Raw genomic sequence first — 16,727 nt, forward strand, 5'->3', positions numbered from 1 at the left:
GAAAGCCATGCAAGCGACCGGGTTGAGATTGCTGCAAATAACGGCCACAATCAGGCTTCCTCGACGGCATTCCCCATTATGACCCTGACATTTGAAGATTTTAAGCCCGGCCACTTCGGGACCTTCGGGCCGCGCCATATTACGCGCGACGAGATTATCGCCTATGCGAAAGAATACGATCCGCAGCCGATGCATCTCGATGAAGTTGCCGCAAGCGCATCGATGCTCAAAGGACTTTCCGGCTCCGGCTGGCACATGTGCTCGCTGATGATGCGGATGATCTATGACGGGTTTCTGCACAAGACCGCATCGATGGGCTCGCCGGGTGTGGATCAGATGCGATGGCTCGCGCCGTTTCGCCCCGGCGACGATCTGACGCTGGATGTCGAAGTGGTCGAGGCGCGCGTATCGCAAAGCCGGCCGACCTTGGGCATCGTTAAATTCAAGTTCAGCACACGCAATGCCAAGGGGCAGACGATTTCCGAGATGATCACCCCGATCATGATCGGGGTGCGTGAACCGGCCTCCGGGAACTAGGGTCGCAGCATGCGCTATCTGGAAGACATCCAAATCGGTATGCGCCGCGAGCTCGGCTCGTTCACGTTCACGGCGGAGTCGATCAAGGCGTTTGCCAGGCAATTCGATCCGCAACCGTTCCATCTCGATGAAGAGGCCGGCCGCAAATCGCTATTCGGTGGTCTCGCTGCGTCGGGTTGGCACGTGGCGTCGGTGTGCATGAAGTTGCTGGTCGCCGACGGCCAGCGCGCAAAGGCGGAAGCAGAGGCGCGTGGCGAAGAGCCTCCAGTCGGCGGCCCATCTCCCGGTTTTCGTGATTTGCGCTGGACCCGGCCTGTTCTCGCCGGCGATACGCTGACCTATAGCAGCGAGGTCGTGTCCGTGCGCGCGACCGCGACGCGTCCGGGTTGGGGGATCTTGCAGTCGAAGAACGTTGCCGTTAATCAGCGCGGCGAGGAGGTTTACAGCTTCCTTGGTTCGGTCTTCCTGCCGCAACGGGGCGACGCGGCTTAACCATTTCAAACTTTATCGATGGAACCCTAGCTCTGTTAAGGGGTTCTGAACCTTGTGAGCGTGATCTGCGACTTACAGGTATGACGACCGAGACGACACTTCGCAGGACGATTTTGGGGACGACAATGGCTGACCGCACCGGATTGAAATTTGTGGGCTTCATCTTTGCGAGCGTGACGCTCGCGGTGATGCTGGCCACGTGCATGGTGGTCAAGGGTTACGCCGATGGCGCCTATACGCTCGAGAGCAGCGCGGGCGTCAGCGAGTAATTTTTACGAGTTGCTAACCAGACCCGCGCCGAACTGCGCGGGTTTTTTCGTGAGTGGGGTCGATGATGGCGACCTCAGCGACTCCAGGCCCAGGCGAGCAATGCCACGGCCACCAACAGCAATCCGACAAAACGTAAGATAATGGTCCCCATCCTGGGCGCGTTGCTGCGCGCCGGAATGGGATCGGTGTTGTTCGGCCGAATGGTCTCCACGGATCGATTCCCCCAAAAGCAGTTCGCAGGTGCTGCGTAACCGTTGGTCGGGAACAAAACGAATAAAGTTCAATTGAACGGGCTCATGAAAAAGCCGCCGCCCTTTCGGGCGGCGGCTTTTGATTCGGGTGGTCTAGTGCCGATCAGTCGTGACGCAGACCGTCAGCGGTACGCTTCCACTGCGCAACATTGTCGGCGATCAGGCGGGTCGACTTCATCGCGGCCTGGCTAAGCTGGGCGTAGCCGGAGATCTCGCGCTGAACGCGCTGGCCTTCGGCGTGGAGCAGGTCGCGGAGGCTCTCGAGTTCGGAAACCAGCTTCTCGATCTCGCCGAGCGAGGTGCCGGCGACGCGCTGAATTAGCGAATTGACGCTGTTCACGGTCGCTTCGGTCGTCGCTTCCAGCGGCGCTTCGGTGCCGGTGGTGGTTTCACTGCTGTTGTTCACCATGCCAGGCACCGGACGACGGAGGTAAGCGATATCGTTGCGCACGAAGTCGCGGATACCCGCTTCGACTTCAGACACAGCGGCGAGGTTGCTGTCGTCATCTTTGGCTTCTGTCTGTTCTGAACGAATGGCACTCATCAGCTCTTCCTTGTTTGTGTGAAGCGGACTTCACAATGAGCGAGCGCGGTCCCCCGCATGACAAATTTACGTGTACATCTGCGCAGTGGATTTTGACGAGATAGCGGCGAATATGCGGCAGGGCGCCGATCTTTGCCGGCAATCGTCTGGCAAAGTGTATTAAAACTTAATTCACCAACTATGCTTGAAGCCGGCCGAGAACGTCTTGTTGGTCACGCCCTGAACGGTCTCGCTGATCGATCCGGAGACGTTGACGCCGCCAAACAGCTTCTGCTCCGCGCCGAACTTGCGCAGCCATTTGTCGTCGGTGGTGGCGAGCGATTGCCCGGCGATGAAGCTGGTGCCGGTATCGGTGATGTTGAAGCGCGCGAGCTGGTCGGTCTCATAGCTTCGCGTGGGGCGACCGTTGTAACCAATGGCTGGAATGCTGCCTTGCTGGATCACGTTGTAGCCGCTCTGCAGCGTCAGCGAATACTGATCGCCGGCAATGGGTACCGACTTGCTGAGCGACGTGCCGAGTTTGGTTTGATCCGCACCCGGATCGACACGGGCTTCGATCGCCGTCTTGTCCCAGATTGAGCCCACGCCGGGAGCAGTTGCTGCCGCCCAGGCGGCGCCGCCCGATTGGGCCTGCGCCGTGCCGTCGCCGAACTGATTGCGATAGGCATCAGCTGCGCTGCGCGGCGCGGTCTGCCGCGCGACATTGATGTCGGCGCCGACGCGGGTATCCCAGAACGGCGTGACCGATTGCTTGACCGAGAGCGCGGACGCGCCGTTGCTGTCGTTGGAAGTCCAGCTGGACGACGGGCTGCCGACGATCAGCGACGAGCGCTTCTCGCGGAGTGATGCCTTCGCCGTCGGCGAATCGTCGGCATTCAAGAGGCTCCAGTCGGGTTCCGGAGTGTTTGCAGGAGGAGTGGGGGCGGTGTCGACTGACTCTATTTCACCGGGAGGCGGCGCAACATCGACGAGGCCGCTCCACGGATTCTGCGCGTGAGCCGGAAAGGCAAACGCGGTTCCGCCGAGTGCTGCGATGAGCGCCCAATATATCGGTTTGATTGAAGCCATCGTGCCACTGCCCAGCAAGATCGCGGATCGATTGGCACATAATACCATCAGGCCCGGCAGAATTGTGGCGTCGCAACATTTCGCTGGGGATGAACTTGGCGATTGGCAATCGCCGTGCTGCTCAGGCGATCTTCGGCAGATGGATAGGCCGGCCCAATGCCTGTTCGACCAGGTCGAACGTATCCACGACCACGCGCATGCTGGTCAGACGCCCGGCCTTGAACTGCGCGAATTGCGCCAGCCGCAGGCTGATAGGGCGGTTCGAATCCAGTGCGGTCAGCGAGAAGCGCATCATTGCGGAGCCAGACTCATCACCAAGGATCATCGACTCCCGCTCGAAGCGATGCACACGCACATTGTCGGCGATCTGCTTGCAGACATCGAGCACGGCGGCTTTGCCGTGGCGCGCACCGAGAAACGGAAACATGTCGATCGGCCCGTAGACCGCCCATTCGATATTGTCGTCGATGATGTCAGCGAGTTGGTCGAGTTGGCGTTCATTGATGGCGCGATGCAACGCACGCGAAAAACGCCAGAGGCTATGCTCTGTCATTGGGATCGTCCTGAAAATGGTTGAAACACTTGCGCGCCGGGGCAACGTTGCCCGGGCGGTCTGCACAAATTGCTTGATAGCTGAAGTAATATAATTTCGCTAAAATTCAACGGTTTATTTTGCAATGCACAAATGTTCGTGGTGAGGAGCTGCTCACCAAAACGTTAAGCTGCATTGCGGCGTCGGCATAACCTTACCGGTATGTTTGCTCGTGGTCCTGCACGGGGAGCGGTTCCATGGCGACATCGCCATTGCGGGCAGCCATGACGCCGAACAGGAGGGCCCCGCCGACGGCGCCGAGGAGTGCGCCAATGGGCATGAAGGTGAAAAACACCAGCATGGCGCTGTAGCCCTCGAAATTGCTGGTCTTGAACAGTTCGACCCAGGCAACGCCAGCGCCGATCCCCACGGCCGCTCCACCGAGCAACCCCAGAACCAGACCCAGCAAGATCAGCAACGCGATTTTCATGCAGCGCCCCCACTCAATGTTTTATGCGTCAAACAACGGCGCCAGAAGGTTCAACGGCGGGCGGCGATTTCATGTGCGGAGCCCGGGAAAGGAACGCTGCTTGGGCGGCTGCGTTTTCTCCCGATCTGCAAGGGAGATTCCCGATGACCAAGCACATCCAGCCCGTTCCCGAAGATAACTGCAGCGACAAGGGACCTGGCAGCGCGCCGAAGGTTACGCTCGATAATACCAAGGGTCATCGCGACGACGAGAAGCACAATATTCGCGAGCAGGCGGCGCACGGCAATCTCACGCAGAACACCAGCAACCGCCGGTCGGGGTGATCGCAATGCAGCGGGCGGTTTCTATATAACAGGAATGGCCAGTAAACCCGTCGTCACCGCACGCTTGCGCCGCGCGTCACCCGTTCTTGTCTGCAAGAAATGCCTTGGTCGCATTGATGATGGCAAGGCGCTGCGCAAATCGCTCAAGTCGGACTTGAAACGCCGCAGCGCGAAGCAGGACGTGAAAAGTCCACGCGTGGTGCTGACGGGCTGCCTTGGCATCTGCCCGAAGCGCGCCGTCGTCGTGGCCAGTGCCGCGACGCTACAGAACGGGCAGTATCTGTTGCTGTCAGGTGCGGACGTCAGCGCCGAGGCGGCGGCGACGCTTATGCCGGATCGCGTGCCCTAGACGGGGGCGATCAGGCGGCCGATTTTTCCGGCAGCTCACCCAATGGCCGGCGCTCCATCTCTTCGCCGAAATCGATCGGATGCAGCAGCGCCTCGTGGAGCTGATGGCGATCGAGTTCGCCTTCCCAGCGGCTGATGACGATGGTGGCGACGCCGTTGCCGATCAGATTGGTGAGCGCCCGGCATTCGCTCATGAACTTGTCGATGCCGACGATGATGGCCAGTGCGGTGATCGGAATATCGGGGATGATCGACAGCGTCGCGGCCAGCGTCACGAAGCCCGCGCCGGTGACGCCCGATGCGCCTTTCGATGTCAGCATCGCGACGCCGAGCACCGCGGCCATCTGGCCGAAGGTGAGATGCGTGTTGGTGGCCTGCGCCAGAAACAGCGTGGCGAGCGTCATATAGATGTTGGTGCCGTCGAGATTGAAGCTGTAGCCGGTCGGAATGACGAGACCGACCACCGGCTTCGATGCGCCCAGGGCTTCCATCTTGGTGATCATGCGCGGCAGCACGGTCTCGGACGACGAGGTGCCGAGCACGATCAGCAGTTCGTCCTTGATATAGCCGATGAAGCGCAGGATCGAGAAGCCGAAGGCACGCGCGATACCGCCGAGCACCAGCAGCACGAACAGCAGCGACGCCAGATAGAAGGTGAAGATGAGATAGCCGAGATTGACGAGGGCGCCGAGGCCGAACGAGCCGATGGTGAAAGCCATCGCACCAAAGGCGCCGATGGGCGCGAGCTGCACGATCATGCCGATGATGCGGAAGAACATCTTGCCCGCGAGATCAACGCCTTCGGCAATCTTTTCGCCGGGTTTTCCCATATGCGAGATCGCGAAGCCGGACAGGATCGCCACCAGCAGCACCTGCAGCAGATCGCCTTTGGCCAGCGAGTCGAAATAAGACGTCGGAATGATTCCCATCAGATGGGTGACGAAGCTTTCCTCCTTGGCGCGGCTGACATAGCTGGCGACGGATTTCGCGTCCAATGTGGAGGGATCGATATTGAAGCCGGCGCCGGGCTGCAGGAAGTGGCCGACCAGCAGGCCGATCAGCAGCGCCAGGGTGGAGACCGTCTCGAAATACAGCAGCGTCTTGCCGCCGATACGGCCGACCTTGCTCATGTCGCCGATCGAGGCGATGCCGTGCACCACGGTGCAGAAGATCGCCGGCGCGATCATCATCTTGATCAGGGCGATGAAGCCGTCGCCGAGCGGCTTCAGCGCCTTGCCGGCATCCGGATAGAAGTAACCGACCGTCACACCGATCGCGATCGCGATCAGCACTTGGATATAGAGAACGCGATACCAGGGTTGCTTGGCCATCGTGGTTTCGTCCCTTGAAAGCGCTCATCACCATCGACAGCCGCGCGCAAAACATAGGTGCGCTGAGCTGCGGCGTAAAGTCACGCTTTGAACAGACCTGCGGTTAAAGCGCGGCGCAGCCCGGCCATGTCTCCCGTGCATGCTGCACTTGCAGTGGTGCGCGCCGGGGCCATTTAAATGTCAAAGGAAGCATCGCCATGCTTGATATCACCGCACATCCCCTAGATGACGATTCCGCGACACCCGCCGTTGCCGCAATGCCGAACGATGCCGCGTTGCTCGATGCCTATTCGAACGCAGTCATCGACGTCACCGAACGCGTTGGCCCCGCGGTCGTGCGGGTCGAGACCGGAGCGAGGACGCCGAATACCCGCGAACGCGGCGGGCTCGGCTCTGGCATCGTCATCTCACCCGACGGCCTCGTCCTGACCAACAGCCATGTCGTCGGCGATTCCAGGCATATTCGCCTGCGCGACACCGAAGGCGTCGTCACCGATGCCCGCGTGCTCGGCGCCGATCCCGATACCGATCTCGCTTTGCTGCGGGCCGATGGCGCGCGCGAGTTGCGCTATGCGGGTCTCGGCAATTCAAAGAACCTGAAGCGCGGCCAGCTCGTCGTGGCTATCGGCAATCCGCTCGGCTTCGAATCCACGGTCACCGCCGGTGTCGTCTCGGCACTCGGCCGCTCGATCCGCTCGGTGAGTGGGCGCAACATCGAGGACGTGATCCAGACCGATGCCGCGCTCAATCCCGGCAATTCCGGCGGCGCGCTGGTGTCGTCGCGCGGCGAGGTGATCGGCATCAACACCGCCATCATCCAGGGCGCGCAGGGCATCTGCTTTGCGGTGGCCAGCAACACCGCGCAATTCGTGCTGTCGGAGATCATCCGGCACGGCTATGTCCGCCGCGCCTTCATCGGCGTGTCCGGCCAGACCGCACCGATCCCGCGCCGCCATGCGGTGCTCGCCGGCATCGAGAACACCATGGGTGCGCTGCTCGACCAGATCGATCCCGACGGTCCGGCATTCAAGGCTGGTCTGTTGCCCGGCGATGTCGTGATCAGTCTCGATCACGTGCCGGTGAATGGCGTCGATGATCTGATCCGCATTCTTGATCGCGACCGTATCGATCGGACGATCGAGATCGACGTGCTGCGGATGGGCCGCCTGCGTGCCATCGACATTCATCCCGTCGAACGCAAGGTGCTGGCGCGCGCGTAACAAAAGCGTTTTCGAGCGAAGTGGTCACCGGTTCGCGTTAAGAAAACGCGTAAAACAAGAAGCAGGAGCCCCGTTCCGATTCAATCGGAACGGAAAAGGCTCCGCGTCACGCCTTGTGCAGCAGCGACAGCTCGGCCTTCAGGCGCAGGCTGCGCTTGCCGGCGAGGGCGGTGGCTTCGAATGCCGCGCCGCTCTCGCTGCAGCTGCCGGAAAAGCCGATGCCCACTTCATAGCCGGCGAAGAGCGAACTCCCGCCGGCTGCGGGCGTGTGTTCCTGATTGACGATCTCGCCCTTCCAGCGGCCGCCGGCCGAACCATAGGCGCCGAGATAATAGAAGCGCGCGTCGCCGCCGAGGATGCGGCCGTCGAACAGCAGCATCACGCCGGTCAGCCCGTCCTCGACGCCGTCGAGGGTTTTCATGTGCAGCGAATATAGCCCGTTGGCGATGCCGCCATCGCCCACCGTGCCGGTGTCCGGGAAGTCCTCTTCGTCGAGCCGCGTCATCACGGATTCGAAGGCCGGTCCCTTGCCCTGCGCGTCGCCGCCCGTGAACCTGTAGTTCTTGCCGTCATGGATGCCACGGACGCGGATCGAACCGTCGTCGTCGCCATAGAGCGTGCGAAACTGCGAGCCCACATGATGGCGCTGGCCGTGGATCACCGCATGGATGGCATCGTCGGCTTCCTCATAGGTGCCGATATGGGCGAAGGCGGTGTTGCCGCCCAGCATGCGGCCGTCCTTGCAATACATGACGCTGCGGCCGACCACGTCGCCCGCCCGGTAGTCACATTTGTAGAAACCGTCGAACACTTAAAGCCACCCACTGCGCCAACGGGCACCAGTGTAGACGTTCGCGCAGTGCGATAACAGGCATTCCCGGCCGGGCATATCAGCCATCCCGTCCGCGTGACGAACGAAGGTTGGTCGCGCCGGGCTGATCACGCCCTCGTCGAAGCCCCTGGTCGCCGATTGTCGCGCGGCGGGTTTGCGGGCATGGTCGCGCCGAAATCGGGGAGGCCTATGATGCGTGTTTTACGATGGATGGTGCTGTTCATGACTGCTGCAGTCCCGGCTTTCGCCCAGCCCGCGGCCCAATCCGTTCAGGCATCGCCCGAGGTGCTGCGCGATCTCGCCCCCACCGGAAAGCTCCGCGCCGCGATCAATTACGGCAACAGCGTTTTGGCCCAGAAGGGCCCCGACGGCGCGCCGCGCGGCGTCTCGGCGGATCTCGCTGCCGAACTGGCCAAGCGTCTCGGCGTGGCCGTGGACTATGTGCCCTATGAGGCGGCAGGCAAGGTGTTCGAGGGCGCCAGGGCCGGCGCCTGGGATGTCGGCTTCATCGCCATCGAGCCGGTGCGCGCGCAGGAGATCATCTTCACCGCCCCCTATGTGATCATCGAGGGCACCTACATGGTCCCCGTGCATTCGCCGCTGAAGACTGTCGACGACGTCGACAAGGACGGCGTCAGAATGTCGGTCGGCCTCGGCTCGGCCTATGACCTCTATCTCACCCGCACCATCAAGCACGCCACCGTGCTGCGCGCCGATGCCGGCGGCGGCAGCGCGATGATCCGGAAGTTTCTCGACGAGAAGCTCGATGCCGCCGCCGGCGTGCGCCAGCAGCTCGATGCCTATGCCAAGGACCATCCGGAGATGCGCGTGATGTCCGGGCATTTCCAGGAGATCCAGCAGGCGATGGCCATGCCGCGCATTGCCGACAAGCCGCGCACGGCTGGCGTTGTCTATCTTGCCGCCTTTGTCGAGGAGATGAAGGCGTCGGGTTTCGTCGCCGACGCGCTGAAGCGCAGCGGCCAGGTCGCCGACGTCGCGCCGCCGGCGGGGAAGTAACGACGCGGGAGAAGCCCGCCGTCGTTCGCTCGGATGTACATGTCAAACAGCCACATGACATCGTTCTCGCGGGCGAAAGCCCCGAGGTGAGCTGTTGTTCTCCCCTCGAAACTGAGGGGAATGGAGCGCCGCAAGGCGCACCTTGATAATCAGTCGCTGCGTCCAGTCCGGTTGCGACACCGTTCCGTCCACAGCGCAACGCCTTGCGGCGCTCCATCACGGCGATTTCTGTTCCAGGGACCGTGCTTCCGGGTACTGGGCAGGGCTAATGAAAGTCCCCCGTTCCGGACAGGCTTTCGCCTGCCTTCACCCGCACCCGTCCAGCCGTTTCCGGCGCAGCCCCGTAGTGGGCCAGGACGGTGACCCCGGACCTCCCGAGTCCGTGCTTGCGAGGCACGTCCGCAGGCGCCGTATCCTGCTCCACTCCGAAAGCGCCCCTCATGAGCAGGACGGGGAGGAGTATATAGTCTTATGGGAATTTAGTCAAGAAGAATTGAGCTAGCTAATTGCGATAAATTCCGAGGCCTGCTGAAAGGTCTTGAAGCGCCCGAGTTCGCGATAGTCCGGGTCGTGCTCTGCGGTTTCGGGCGACCAGAGCACAACGAAATCCGTCCCTTCCGCTTGGATGACAGTTGTGAGTTCTTCGCTCGTATCTGGGCACATATGCCGAGCGCCGCAATGAGGACAATCGTCGTCACAGGTGCAAGACCATTCGTCGGACCAGCGCCGGGCACAACGATCACATGTGTAGTGATTCAGGAACCAAGCCATGCTCACCTCCTATGATCGCAAACGATAGCTTCCCCTCGAAACAAACTCAACGAAGCCTCGGTCACGCAGATACTGAAGTTGCTGCCTGATTTTCGGGCGAACGTTCTGGTTGCCTGGGTAAAGTTGGCTCAAGTGGCCCTCAAAAGCGTAGACCTGATTTAATGTGAATTCCTGTCGGCCCAGCGTTTCGATGCATTTCATCACGTCGAGCAGCCAGCCCCGGGTCTCCGGCGATTCTTGCCTGAGAAAGAGCGTCTTCTGCCACTCTTCGAGGACGAGGTCCTTCGGGCGCACGATTCCATTTTGAACGATATGGATTTTCCCGGAGTCGGGAACGCGGCTGAGCAGGATGTTCGATCCGATCCAGCCCGCACGTCGCGCAGTGGCGGCAAGAGGTTTGCGTTCCTCAATGATCTCACGAACGAAGAAATGCTTTGGAACAATGAATAGATTGACGACGGAGAGAGACTTCACATCATAGTTCATCAGAAGCAGGCTTGGATTGTTGCTGGCAGCCAAGCGCTCACACTTCGTCTTGAAGGCACCATCCACGACGCGTGCGCCGAATTTTCCCTTCTGGCTTTTTAATTCGAACTCTTCGTTACAGGACGAGCAGAAAAAGTCAGCGAGCGGACTATTGTTCGGGAATTGCGAAACTTTACCGTTTCCGCAATGTGGGCAATAAGCCCATGCGCTAACCCAGGCTTCGGTCCACGCACGGGCGTTTTGAGAACTACTGGTGTAGGCGGATTGAGCCTCTTCGAAACCAAGCTTCATTGTCGCAACGTAACGGAAGTAATCGCTATTGCTAGCAATCTACCCCTTCTTCCACCCGCCCCGATGCCCCGGCGCGCCGCCGGTTGATCTCGGCGCGGGGCCAAACTCCGGTCCGGATTCGCGGCTGTTCTTCGGCTGGAAGATCTTGCTCTCGGTGCCCGGACCCATTTCATCCAGCGTCGGCTTGCGCGGACGCTGAACTTCCTTGCCGCGAGCGGGCTTCACTTCATGCCAGTTCGCGATGCCCATCTCGTCGAGCCCGGGCTTGTGCACTTTCGACGATGCGCCGCCCGCAGATGAACTCTTGCCGTACTTGCCGCGGGCCTTGCCTTGCGCGGCCTTGTCGAGCCGCGCGGGGAGATTGGCAGCATCGCCATATTTCTTCTCGCCTTTATAGGCGCCGCCGCGCGCGGCCACGCCGCGCTGCTTGACGGTGGGGTCGTCGACCACGGCGAGTTCGGTAGCGCGCAGGCGCTTGACCTCGTCGCGCAGGCGGGCGGCTTCCTCGAAGTTCAGGTCGGCCGCGGCCTCGCGCATCCGCACTTCGAGATCGGCCAGCACGGCTTCAAAATTATGCCCGATGGTGATGGCATCCTCGGCCATGCCGCCGCCGATATCCACCAGAACGCGGTCGCCTTCATAGACCGAATTCATGATGTCGCCGATCGACTTCTTCACGCTTTCCGGCGTGATGCCGTGCAGCGTGTTGTATTCGACCTGCTTCTCGCGGCGGCGATCGGTCTCGGCGATGGCGCGCGTCATCGAGCCGGTCATCTGGTCGGCATAGAGAATGACGCGGCCGTCGACGTTGCGCGCGGCGCGGCCGATGGTCTGGATCAGCGAGGTCTCCGAGCGCAGGAAGCCTTCCTTGTCGGCGTCGAGCACGGCGACCAGCGCGCATTCGGGAATGTCGAGACCTTCGCGCAAGAGGTTGATGCCGACCAGTGCGTCGAATGCGCCGAGACGGAGGTCGCGGATGATCTCGATACGCTCGATGGTGTCGATGTCGCTGTGCATGTAACGCACGCGAATGCCCTGCTCATGCAGGAACTCCGTGAGGTCTTCCGCCATGCGCTTGGTCAGCACGGTGATCAGCGAGCGATAGCCGGCCTGCGCAGTGGCGCGAACCTCGCCGAGCAGATCGTCGACCTGGGTACGGGCCGGGCGGATATTGATCGGCGGGTCGATCAGGCCGGTGGGGCGAATGACCTGCTCGACGAACACGCCGCCGGATTCCTGCAGCTCCCAGCCGGACGGTGTCGCCGACACCGCAACGGATTGCGGGCGCATCATGTCCCACTCCTCGAAGCGGAGCGGGCGGTTGTCCATGCAGGAGGGCAGGCGGAAACCGTATTCCGCCAGCGTCGCCTTGCGGCGGAAGTCGCCTTTGAACATGCCGCCGATCTGCGGCACCGTGACGTGGCTCTCGTCGGCGAACACCAGCGCATTGTCCGGCACATATTCGAACAAAGTCGGCGGCGGCTCGCCCGGCCGGCGGCCGGTGAGATAGCGCGAATAGTTCTCGATGCCGGCGCAGGAGCCGGTGGCTTCCATCATTTCGAGGTCGAAGGTGGTGCGCTGCTCCAGCCGCTGGGCTTCCAGCAGGCGGCCCTGATTGTGCAGCTGGTCGAGCCGCCACTTCAGCTCTTCCTTGATCGACTTCATCGCCTGGATCAGCGTCGGCCGCGGCGTCACGTAATGCGAATTGGCGTAGATCTTGATGAATTCGAGCTCGTCCTGCTTGTGGCCGGTGAGCGGATCGAACTCCTCGATGCTCTCGACGATGTCGCCGAACAGGTTCACGCGCCAGGCGCGGTCTTCATAGTGGGCCGGAAAGATGTCGATGACGTCGCCGCGCACGCGGAAGGTGCCGCGGGTGAAGTCGTGCTGGGTGCGCTTGTATTGCAGAGCCACGAGGTCGGCGATGAGCTGGCGCTGGTCGATGCGCTCGTCCTTCTTCAGCGCGAAGGTCATCGCGGTGTAGGTTTCCACCGAACCGATACCGTAGATGCACGACACCGACGCCACGATGATGACGTCGTCACGCTCCAAGAGCGCGCGCGTCGCCGAGTGGCGCATGCGGTCGATCTGCTCGTTGATGGACGAGTCTTTCTCGATATAGGTGTCGGTGCGCGGGACGTAGGCTTCCGGCTGGTAGTAGTCGTAATAGCTGACGAAATATTCGACGGCGTTGTCGGGGAAGAAGTTCTTGAACTCGCCATAGAGCTGCGCGGCCAGCGTCTTGTTCGGCGCGAGGATGATCGCCGGGCGCTGCGTTGCCTCGATCACCTTGGCCATTGTGTAGGTCTTGCCCGAACCGGTGACGCCGAGCAGAACCTGGGTCCGGTCGTTGCGGTCGATGCCCTCCACCAGTTCCTTGATCGCGGTGGGCTGGTCGCCCTTCGGCTCATATTCCGATTTCAGCTCGAAGCGCACGCCGCCTTCGGATTTCTCCGGGCGCGGCGGACGGTGCGGGGTCCAGACTTTCTGGTCCTTGAACTCCGGGCGGCCGTCGCGCACCAGCGCTTCCAGCGCATCGGCCGTGGCCTGCACGCCCAAGGCTTCCATCTTGTTGCGCGGCGGGCGCGCCGTCAGCGCCTCGGCGTCTTCTTCCTCGGTGGTGAAGCCGAGCTGCTTGGCCAGTTCCGGATCCAGCGTCGGGATCGAGGCCGAGGTGTTGTAATTGGCCTGCGGCGCTTCCTCGAGACCCTTCTGCTCGCTCAGCCGCGGCGCATAGGGCGCAACGACGGGCTGGGGAAACGGCTGCAATGGCGTCGGGCGCATGCCCGAAGACCTTGCTAAATCGTCGCCCTCGAATTTCTTCGGGGTCGATTTGCGCGCGCGATGCACCGCGGCCTCGCCGCCGGAGCGGCGCTCGAAGGAATTACTCGGCGGCGGCTGCAACCCGGTGCCCGATCCCATGCCGGCATCGCCGCGATTGATCGCGGGATTCAGCAGTTCCGCCAGGGCAGGCCCGATCGGCTTGACGTCGGGACGGCCGGCGCCAGGCTTGGCGGCGGGTGTCTTGATTGATTTTGCCGGCTTTTTCGGAGAGTCGGGTTTCTTCGCCATGGGCGGAATATGGGGCGAGTCCGGTGGCGATAAAAGGGCCCTATTTCAGCAGCTTCAACAGCTTCTTGCCCGCCGGCGTGGCGAATTCCCTGGCGTCGATGGTGCCGTCATTATCGGGGTTTGCCGCGCGGAACCGGGTTTCCACCACGGCGAGATATTCCGCTCTGTCGAGCGTGCCGTCATTGTCCGGATTGGCGGCTGCAAATTCGCTCTTGCTCATGCGGCCACGCAGCTCTTTCGCATCCAGCGTGCCGTCATGATCGCGGTCGAGCTTGTCGAACAGTTTGCCGGCGGCCGCCTTCGCCTCGGCGAGGTCGACCGTACCGTCCTTGTCGGGATCGAGCTGCGCCAGGAAAGAGGCGGCCTGCGCCGGCAGCAGCGCAGCCAAGGGTATCACGAGGGACAGTAGAACCGTGCGTCGTGTGGTCATGATCGCCTCCCTACCATCGTTGACGGCAAGGATGCATCAATCGGACAGCCGGTTCAAGAATCCCGCGTGGACTTACAGCGCGGCACCACATCGCGCGTTTACGAGTGGCGTATCGCATCATTGAGCGACACGCCGCCGAGGAAATTTCTCTCCTCCGACCGCCATTGATGACGGTCGGCAGAGGGGTCAGGCAACTGCCTTGCTCAACTGGTTAAGTGATGCCAGCGATCGTGCCACGAGGTGATGAAATCGCGATCGGTCATCAGTTCCCAGGCTGCGAACAAGATCACCAGAATGCCCGACACCATACTGCTTGCTGTGGCCGATCCCGACTCGTAGCCGATTGCCCAGGGTGCCACGAGCAGAGCCAGTCCGAGGAGAATCTCTCCCAATTCCTCCAGATAGGAGGGAATGAAGAGTCCCTCTATGGCAAACAGAATGACGCACAATCCAAGCGCGATTGTGATCCAGGTCGCCGCCCCGGCGAAGCCCAGGATGAACGGCGATACGGTCAACCACACGCCCAGCAATAGGCTGGCGACATCTTGCCAATGTTGAATACGCATGATGCTCACCTCCCTTCATTCTTGTTTTGAGTCATATAGTGAGTGCTTCCGGCGCTTCGAGTGGCAGCCTTCGCTGGCTCATCTGATTGCTGCGTTTGCTCACTGCCAGGGAGGACTTGGGACACCAGCCGGGCGCAGCCCGATTGAGCCAAAAGTCTTATGCGGTGGTGGTCCAATTAGGGATTAAACTGTCTGCGCGCTTTCGCTTCCAGCCAGATGGAAAGGAGGCAGCGTTGGCTCACGGCGCCGGAGGCCGTTGGAGCTCCCCTCAGATGGTAAAAGCTCCCTCAAGGGGGGCAGGCGGCGCAGACGCACACACAGGTGAGGCACCTGCAGATGTCGCGCATTGATCGCGCGCCGCGAGAAAGCAAAGCACCGAAAATGGGAGGCAATGTCTTGAAGTAACAGGAGGCACACATGGCAATGCAAATCCAGACGGATTTCCGCCGCGTGATCGTCGCCGCGGCGGTCGGAAACGTCATCGAATGGTATGACTTCTATATCTTCGGGAGTCTGGCCGCGGTTCTGTCGGTCAAGTTCTTCGAACAATCCCACCCCGTCGCAGCTCTGCTCAGTACGATTGCACTATTCACCGCCGGATTCCTGATCCGTCCACTGGGCGCATTCCTCTTCGGATGGATGGGTGATCGGGTTGGCCGCAAGTACACATTCCTTGTTACGCTCAGCGGAATGGGGCTGGGCACGGGCGCGATCGGATTGATCCCGACCTACGAGTCGATCGGCCTGACTGCCGCGTTCCTTCTCTTCGGCCTGCGGATGATCCAGGGTCTGTGTCTGGGCGGCGAGTATGGTGGCGCCATCACCTATGTCGCCGAGCATGTGCCGGACGAAAGCCGGGGCTATTACACCGGTTGGCTGCAGACTTCCCCGACTCTCGGGATCGTGGCGTCGTTGGCTGTGATCATCGCGACACGCACGTATTTCGGCAACCAGGTCTTCGACGCATGGGCGTGGCGCGTTCCGTTCCTGGTTTCCTTCCTGTTAGTGGCTATCGCCATTTACATCCGGCTCCAGCTCCAGGAGACGCCGATCTTCCAGGAGATCAAGGCCAAGGGGCAGATGACTACGAATCCATGGAAGGAGGCCTTCCTCACCTCCAACATCAAATACGTTGGGATCGCCACCATCGTGCTGATCGGGCAAGGAGTGGTCTGGTACAGCGGTCAGTTCTGGGCGTTGTACTTCCTGCAGCAGGTTTCCAAGGTAGACCCGCTGACCTCGGCCTACATCGTGGGAGCCGCACTGCTCATTGCAACGCCGAGCCTGATTCTTTTTGGCTGGCTGTCCGACATCATTGGCCGCAAGCCAGTGATCTTGGGAGGCATGTTGCTCGCCGCGATTACGTACTATCCGTTGTATTTGTGGCTGGGAACGGTCACGCAGCCCGGCAACATCAACTATCCGATCGCGGTCTTCATTATCTTCATCCTCGTTTGCTACGTCGGGATGGTGTACGGGCCGGTCGGGGCGTTCTTGGCAGAATACTTCCCCGGCAGGATTCGGTATACGTCGGTATCGGTGCCGTATCACATCGGCAACGGTTGGGGCGGCGGATTGGTGCCGTTCATCACCTCGGCGGCTTTCGCGGCCACGGGCAGCATCGGCTACGCGCTGATCTACCCGATCGTGGTTCCTGCCGTATGCTTCGTCATCTGTGTCTTCCTGATGCCGGAAACTCGCAAGATCAGCATCTGGCATCCGATAGAGCCAAGACCGGTGACCTAAGACCGGCAACCTGACAAGGTCGCCCTTGTGCGGAGCTCACCGGGCCCTGCGCTTTTTTCGCCGGGTTCGGTGAAGTTCATGATGAAAAGGATATTGCTCCCTTGATAGGC

General features: G+C 61.2%; 19 protein-coding genes. 8 read left to right on the forward strand and 11 right to left on the reverse strand.

What is annotated here, in order from left to right:
- The first annotated feature begins 78 nt into the window (after window positions 1-78).
- The 3 genes from SFY93_RS10375 (at window position 79) to SFY93_RS10385 (ending at window position 1,298) form a co-directional block, all read left to right on the forward strand.
- Entirely contained in the window at window positions 79-537 is a 459-nt protein-coding gene (locus tag SFY93_RS10375) for a MaoC family dehydratase (protein WP_089261787.1), read from the forward strand.
- A 9-nt stretch (window positions 538-546) separates the two neighbouring features.
- Complete coding sequence (locus tag SFY93_RS10380) at window positions 547-1,029, forward strand: MaoC family dehydratase (protein WP_320447013.1); 483 nt, start codon at window positions 547-549, stop codon at window positions 1,027-1,029.
- Window positions 1,030-1,154: 125 nt separating this feature from the next.
- The gene (locus SFY93_RS10385; protein WP_320447014.1) at window positions 1,155-1,298 is read left to right on the forward strand and encodes a hypothetical protein; all 144 of its coding nucleotides are present in this window, start codon (window positions 1,155-1,157) and stop codon (window positions 1,296-1,298) included.
- A 355-nt stretch (window positions 1,299-1,653) separates the two neighbouring features.
- On the opposite strand, the gene SFY93_RS10390 is transcribed toward SFY93_RS10385, so the two are convergent.
- The 4 genes from SFY93_RS10390 to SFY93_RS10405 form a co-directional block, all read right to left on the reverse strand.
- Window positions 1,654-2,094, reverse strand: coding sequence for a hypothetical protein (locus tag SFY93_RS10390; RefSeq protein ID WP_089261783.1), 441 nt, complete (start codon window positions 2,092-2,094; stop codon window positions 1,654-1,656).
- A 171-nt stretch (window positions 2,095-2,265) separates the two neighbouring features.
- Window positions 2,266-2,973: a hypothetical protein gene (locus SFY93_RS10395; RefSeq protein WP_320447015.1), complete on the reverse strand. Its 708-nt coding sequence runs from the start codon at window positions 2,971-2,973 to the stop codon at window positions 2,266-2,268.
- Between the two features lie 310 nt (window positions 2,974-3,283).
- Complete coding sequence (locus SFY93_RS10400; protein WP_089261779.1) at window positions 3,284-3,715, reverse strand: nuclear transport factor 2 family protein; 432 nt, start codon at window positions 3,713-3,715, stop codon at window positions 3,284-3,286.
- Window positions 3,716-3,908: 193 nt separating this feature from the next.
- Window positions 3,909-4,184 carry a hypothetical protein gene (locus SFY93_RS10405; RefSeq protein WP_089261777.1) on the reverse strand — a complete coding sequence of 92 codons (276 nt, stop codon included), beginning with the start codon at window positions 4,182-4,184 and terminating at the stop codon, window positions 3,909-3,911.
- Window positions 4,185-4,327: 143 nt separating this feature from the next.
- On the opposite strand from SFY93_RS10405, the gene SFY93_RS10410 reads away from it, so the two are divergent.
- Both SFY93_RS10410 and SFY93_RS10415 read left to right on the forward strand, forming a co-directional pair.
- Window positions 4,328-4,507 (forward strand): hypothetical protein, encoded by a 180-nt coding sequence (locus tag SFY93_RS10410; protein ID WP_089261775.1) that lies wholly within the window; start codon window positions 4,328-4,330, stop codon window positions 4,505-4,507.
- Window positions 4,508-4,541: 34 nt separating this feature from the next.
- Window positions 4,542-4,856 (forward strand): (2Fe-2S) ferredoxin domain-containing protein, encoded by a 315-nt coding sequence (locus tag SFY93_RS10415; protein WP_320447016.1) that lies wholly within the window; start codon window positions 4,542-4,544, stop codon window positions 4,854-4,856.
- Window positions 4,857-4,866: 10 nt separating this feature from the next.
- Here the strand turns inward: SFY93_RS10415 and SFY93_RS10420 are convergent, their stop codons facing one another.
- Window positions 4,867-6,186 carry a dicarboxylate/amino acid:cation symporter gene (locus SFY93_RS10420; RefSeq protein WP_320447017.1) on the reverse strand — a complete coding sequence of 440 codons (1,320 nt, stop codon included), beginning with the start codon at window positions 6,184-6,186 and terminating at the stop codon, window positions 4,867-4,869.
- A 197-nt stretch (window positions 6,187-6,383) separates the two neighbouring features.
- On the opposite strand from SFY93_RS10420, the gene SFY93_RS10425 reads away from it, so the two are divergent.
- The gene (locus SFY93_RS10425; RefSeq protein ID WP_320447018.1) at window positions 6,384-7,406 is read left to right on the forward strand and encodes a S1C family serine protease; all 1,023 of its coding nucleotides are present in this window, start codon (window positions 6,384-6,386) and stop codon (window positions 7,404-7,406) included.
- 106 nt (window positions 7,407-7,512) lie between these two features.
- Here SFY93_RS10425 and SFY93_RS10430 read toward each other — a convergent pair whose 3' ends face one another.
- On the reverse strand, window positions 7,513-8,217 hold the full coding sequence (locus tag SFY93_RS10430; protein WP_320447019.1) for a GrlR family regulatory protein: 705 nt from the start codon (window positions 8,215-8,217) through the stop codon (window positions 7,513-7,515).
- 243 nt (window positions 8,218-8,460) lie between these two features.
- Here SFY93_RS10430 and SFY93_RS10435 point away from each other — a divergent pair, with 243 nt between their 5' ends.
- Entirely contained in the window at window positions 8,461-9,255 is a 795-nt protein-coding gene (locus tag SFY93_RS10435; protein ID WP_320447020.1) for a transporter substrate-binding domain-containing protein, read from the forward strand.
- 498 nt (window positions 9,256-9,753) lie between these two features.
- Here SFY93_RS10435 and SFY93_RS10440 read toward each other — a convergent pair whose 3' ends face one another.
- The 5 genes from SFY93_RS10440 to SFY93_RS10460 form a co-directional block, all read right to left on the reverse strand.
- On the reverse strand, window positions 9,754-10,026 hold the full coding sequence (locus tag SFY93_RS10440) for a hypothetical protein (protein ID WP_320447021.1): 273 nt from the start codon (window positions 10,024-10,026) through the stop codon (window positions 9,754-9,756).
- A gap of 9 nt (window positions 10,027-10,035) precedes the next feature.
- Window positions 10,036-10,803, reverse strand: coding sequence for a DpnI domain-containing protein (locus SFY93_RS10445; RefSeq protein WP_320447022.1), 768 nt, complete (start codon window positions 10,801-10,803; stop codon window positions 10,036-10,038).
- Between the two features lie 39 nt (window positions 10,804-10,842).
- Complete coding sequence (uvrB, locus tag SFY93_RS10450; RefSeq protein ID WP_320447023.1) at window positions 10,843-13,875, reverse strand: excinuclease ABC subunit UvrB; 3,033 nt, start codon at window positions 13,873-13,875, stop codon at window positions 10,843-10,845.
- A gap of 40 nt (window positions 13,876-13,915) precedes the next feature.
- Complete coding sequence (locus tag SFY93_RS10455; RefSeq protein WP_320447024.1) at window positions 13,916-14,305, reverse strand: lanmodulin LanM; 390 nt, start codon at window positions 14,303-14,305, stop codon at window positions 13,916-13,918.
- Window positions 14,306-14,508: 203 nt separating this feature from the next.
- On the reverse strand, window positions 14,509-14,871 hold the full coding sequence (locus SFY93_RS10460; RefSeq protein ID WP_320447025.1) for an SPW repeat domain-containing protein: 363 nt from the start codon (window positions 14,869-14,871) through the stop codon (window positions 14,509-14,511).
- A gap of 417 nt (window positions 14,872-15,288) precedes the next feature.
- Between SFY93_RS10460 and SFY93_RS10465 the strand changes: the two genes are divergently transcribed.
- Window positions 15,289-16,617, forward strand: coding sequence for an MFS transporter (locus tag SFY93_RS10465; RefSeq protein ID WP_320447026.1), 1,329 nt, complete (start codon window positions 15,289-15,291; stop codon window positions 16,615-16,617).
- The last annotated feature ends 110 nt before the right edge of the window (window positions 16,618-16,727 follow it).

The sequence above is a fragment of the Tardiphaga sp. 42S5 genome, assembly GCF_034044155.1.
Taxonomy (GTDB): domain Bacteria; phylum Pseudomonadota; class Alphaproteobacteria; order Rhizobiales; family Xanthobacteraceae; genus Tardiphaga; species Tardiphaga robiniae.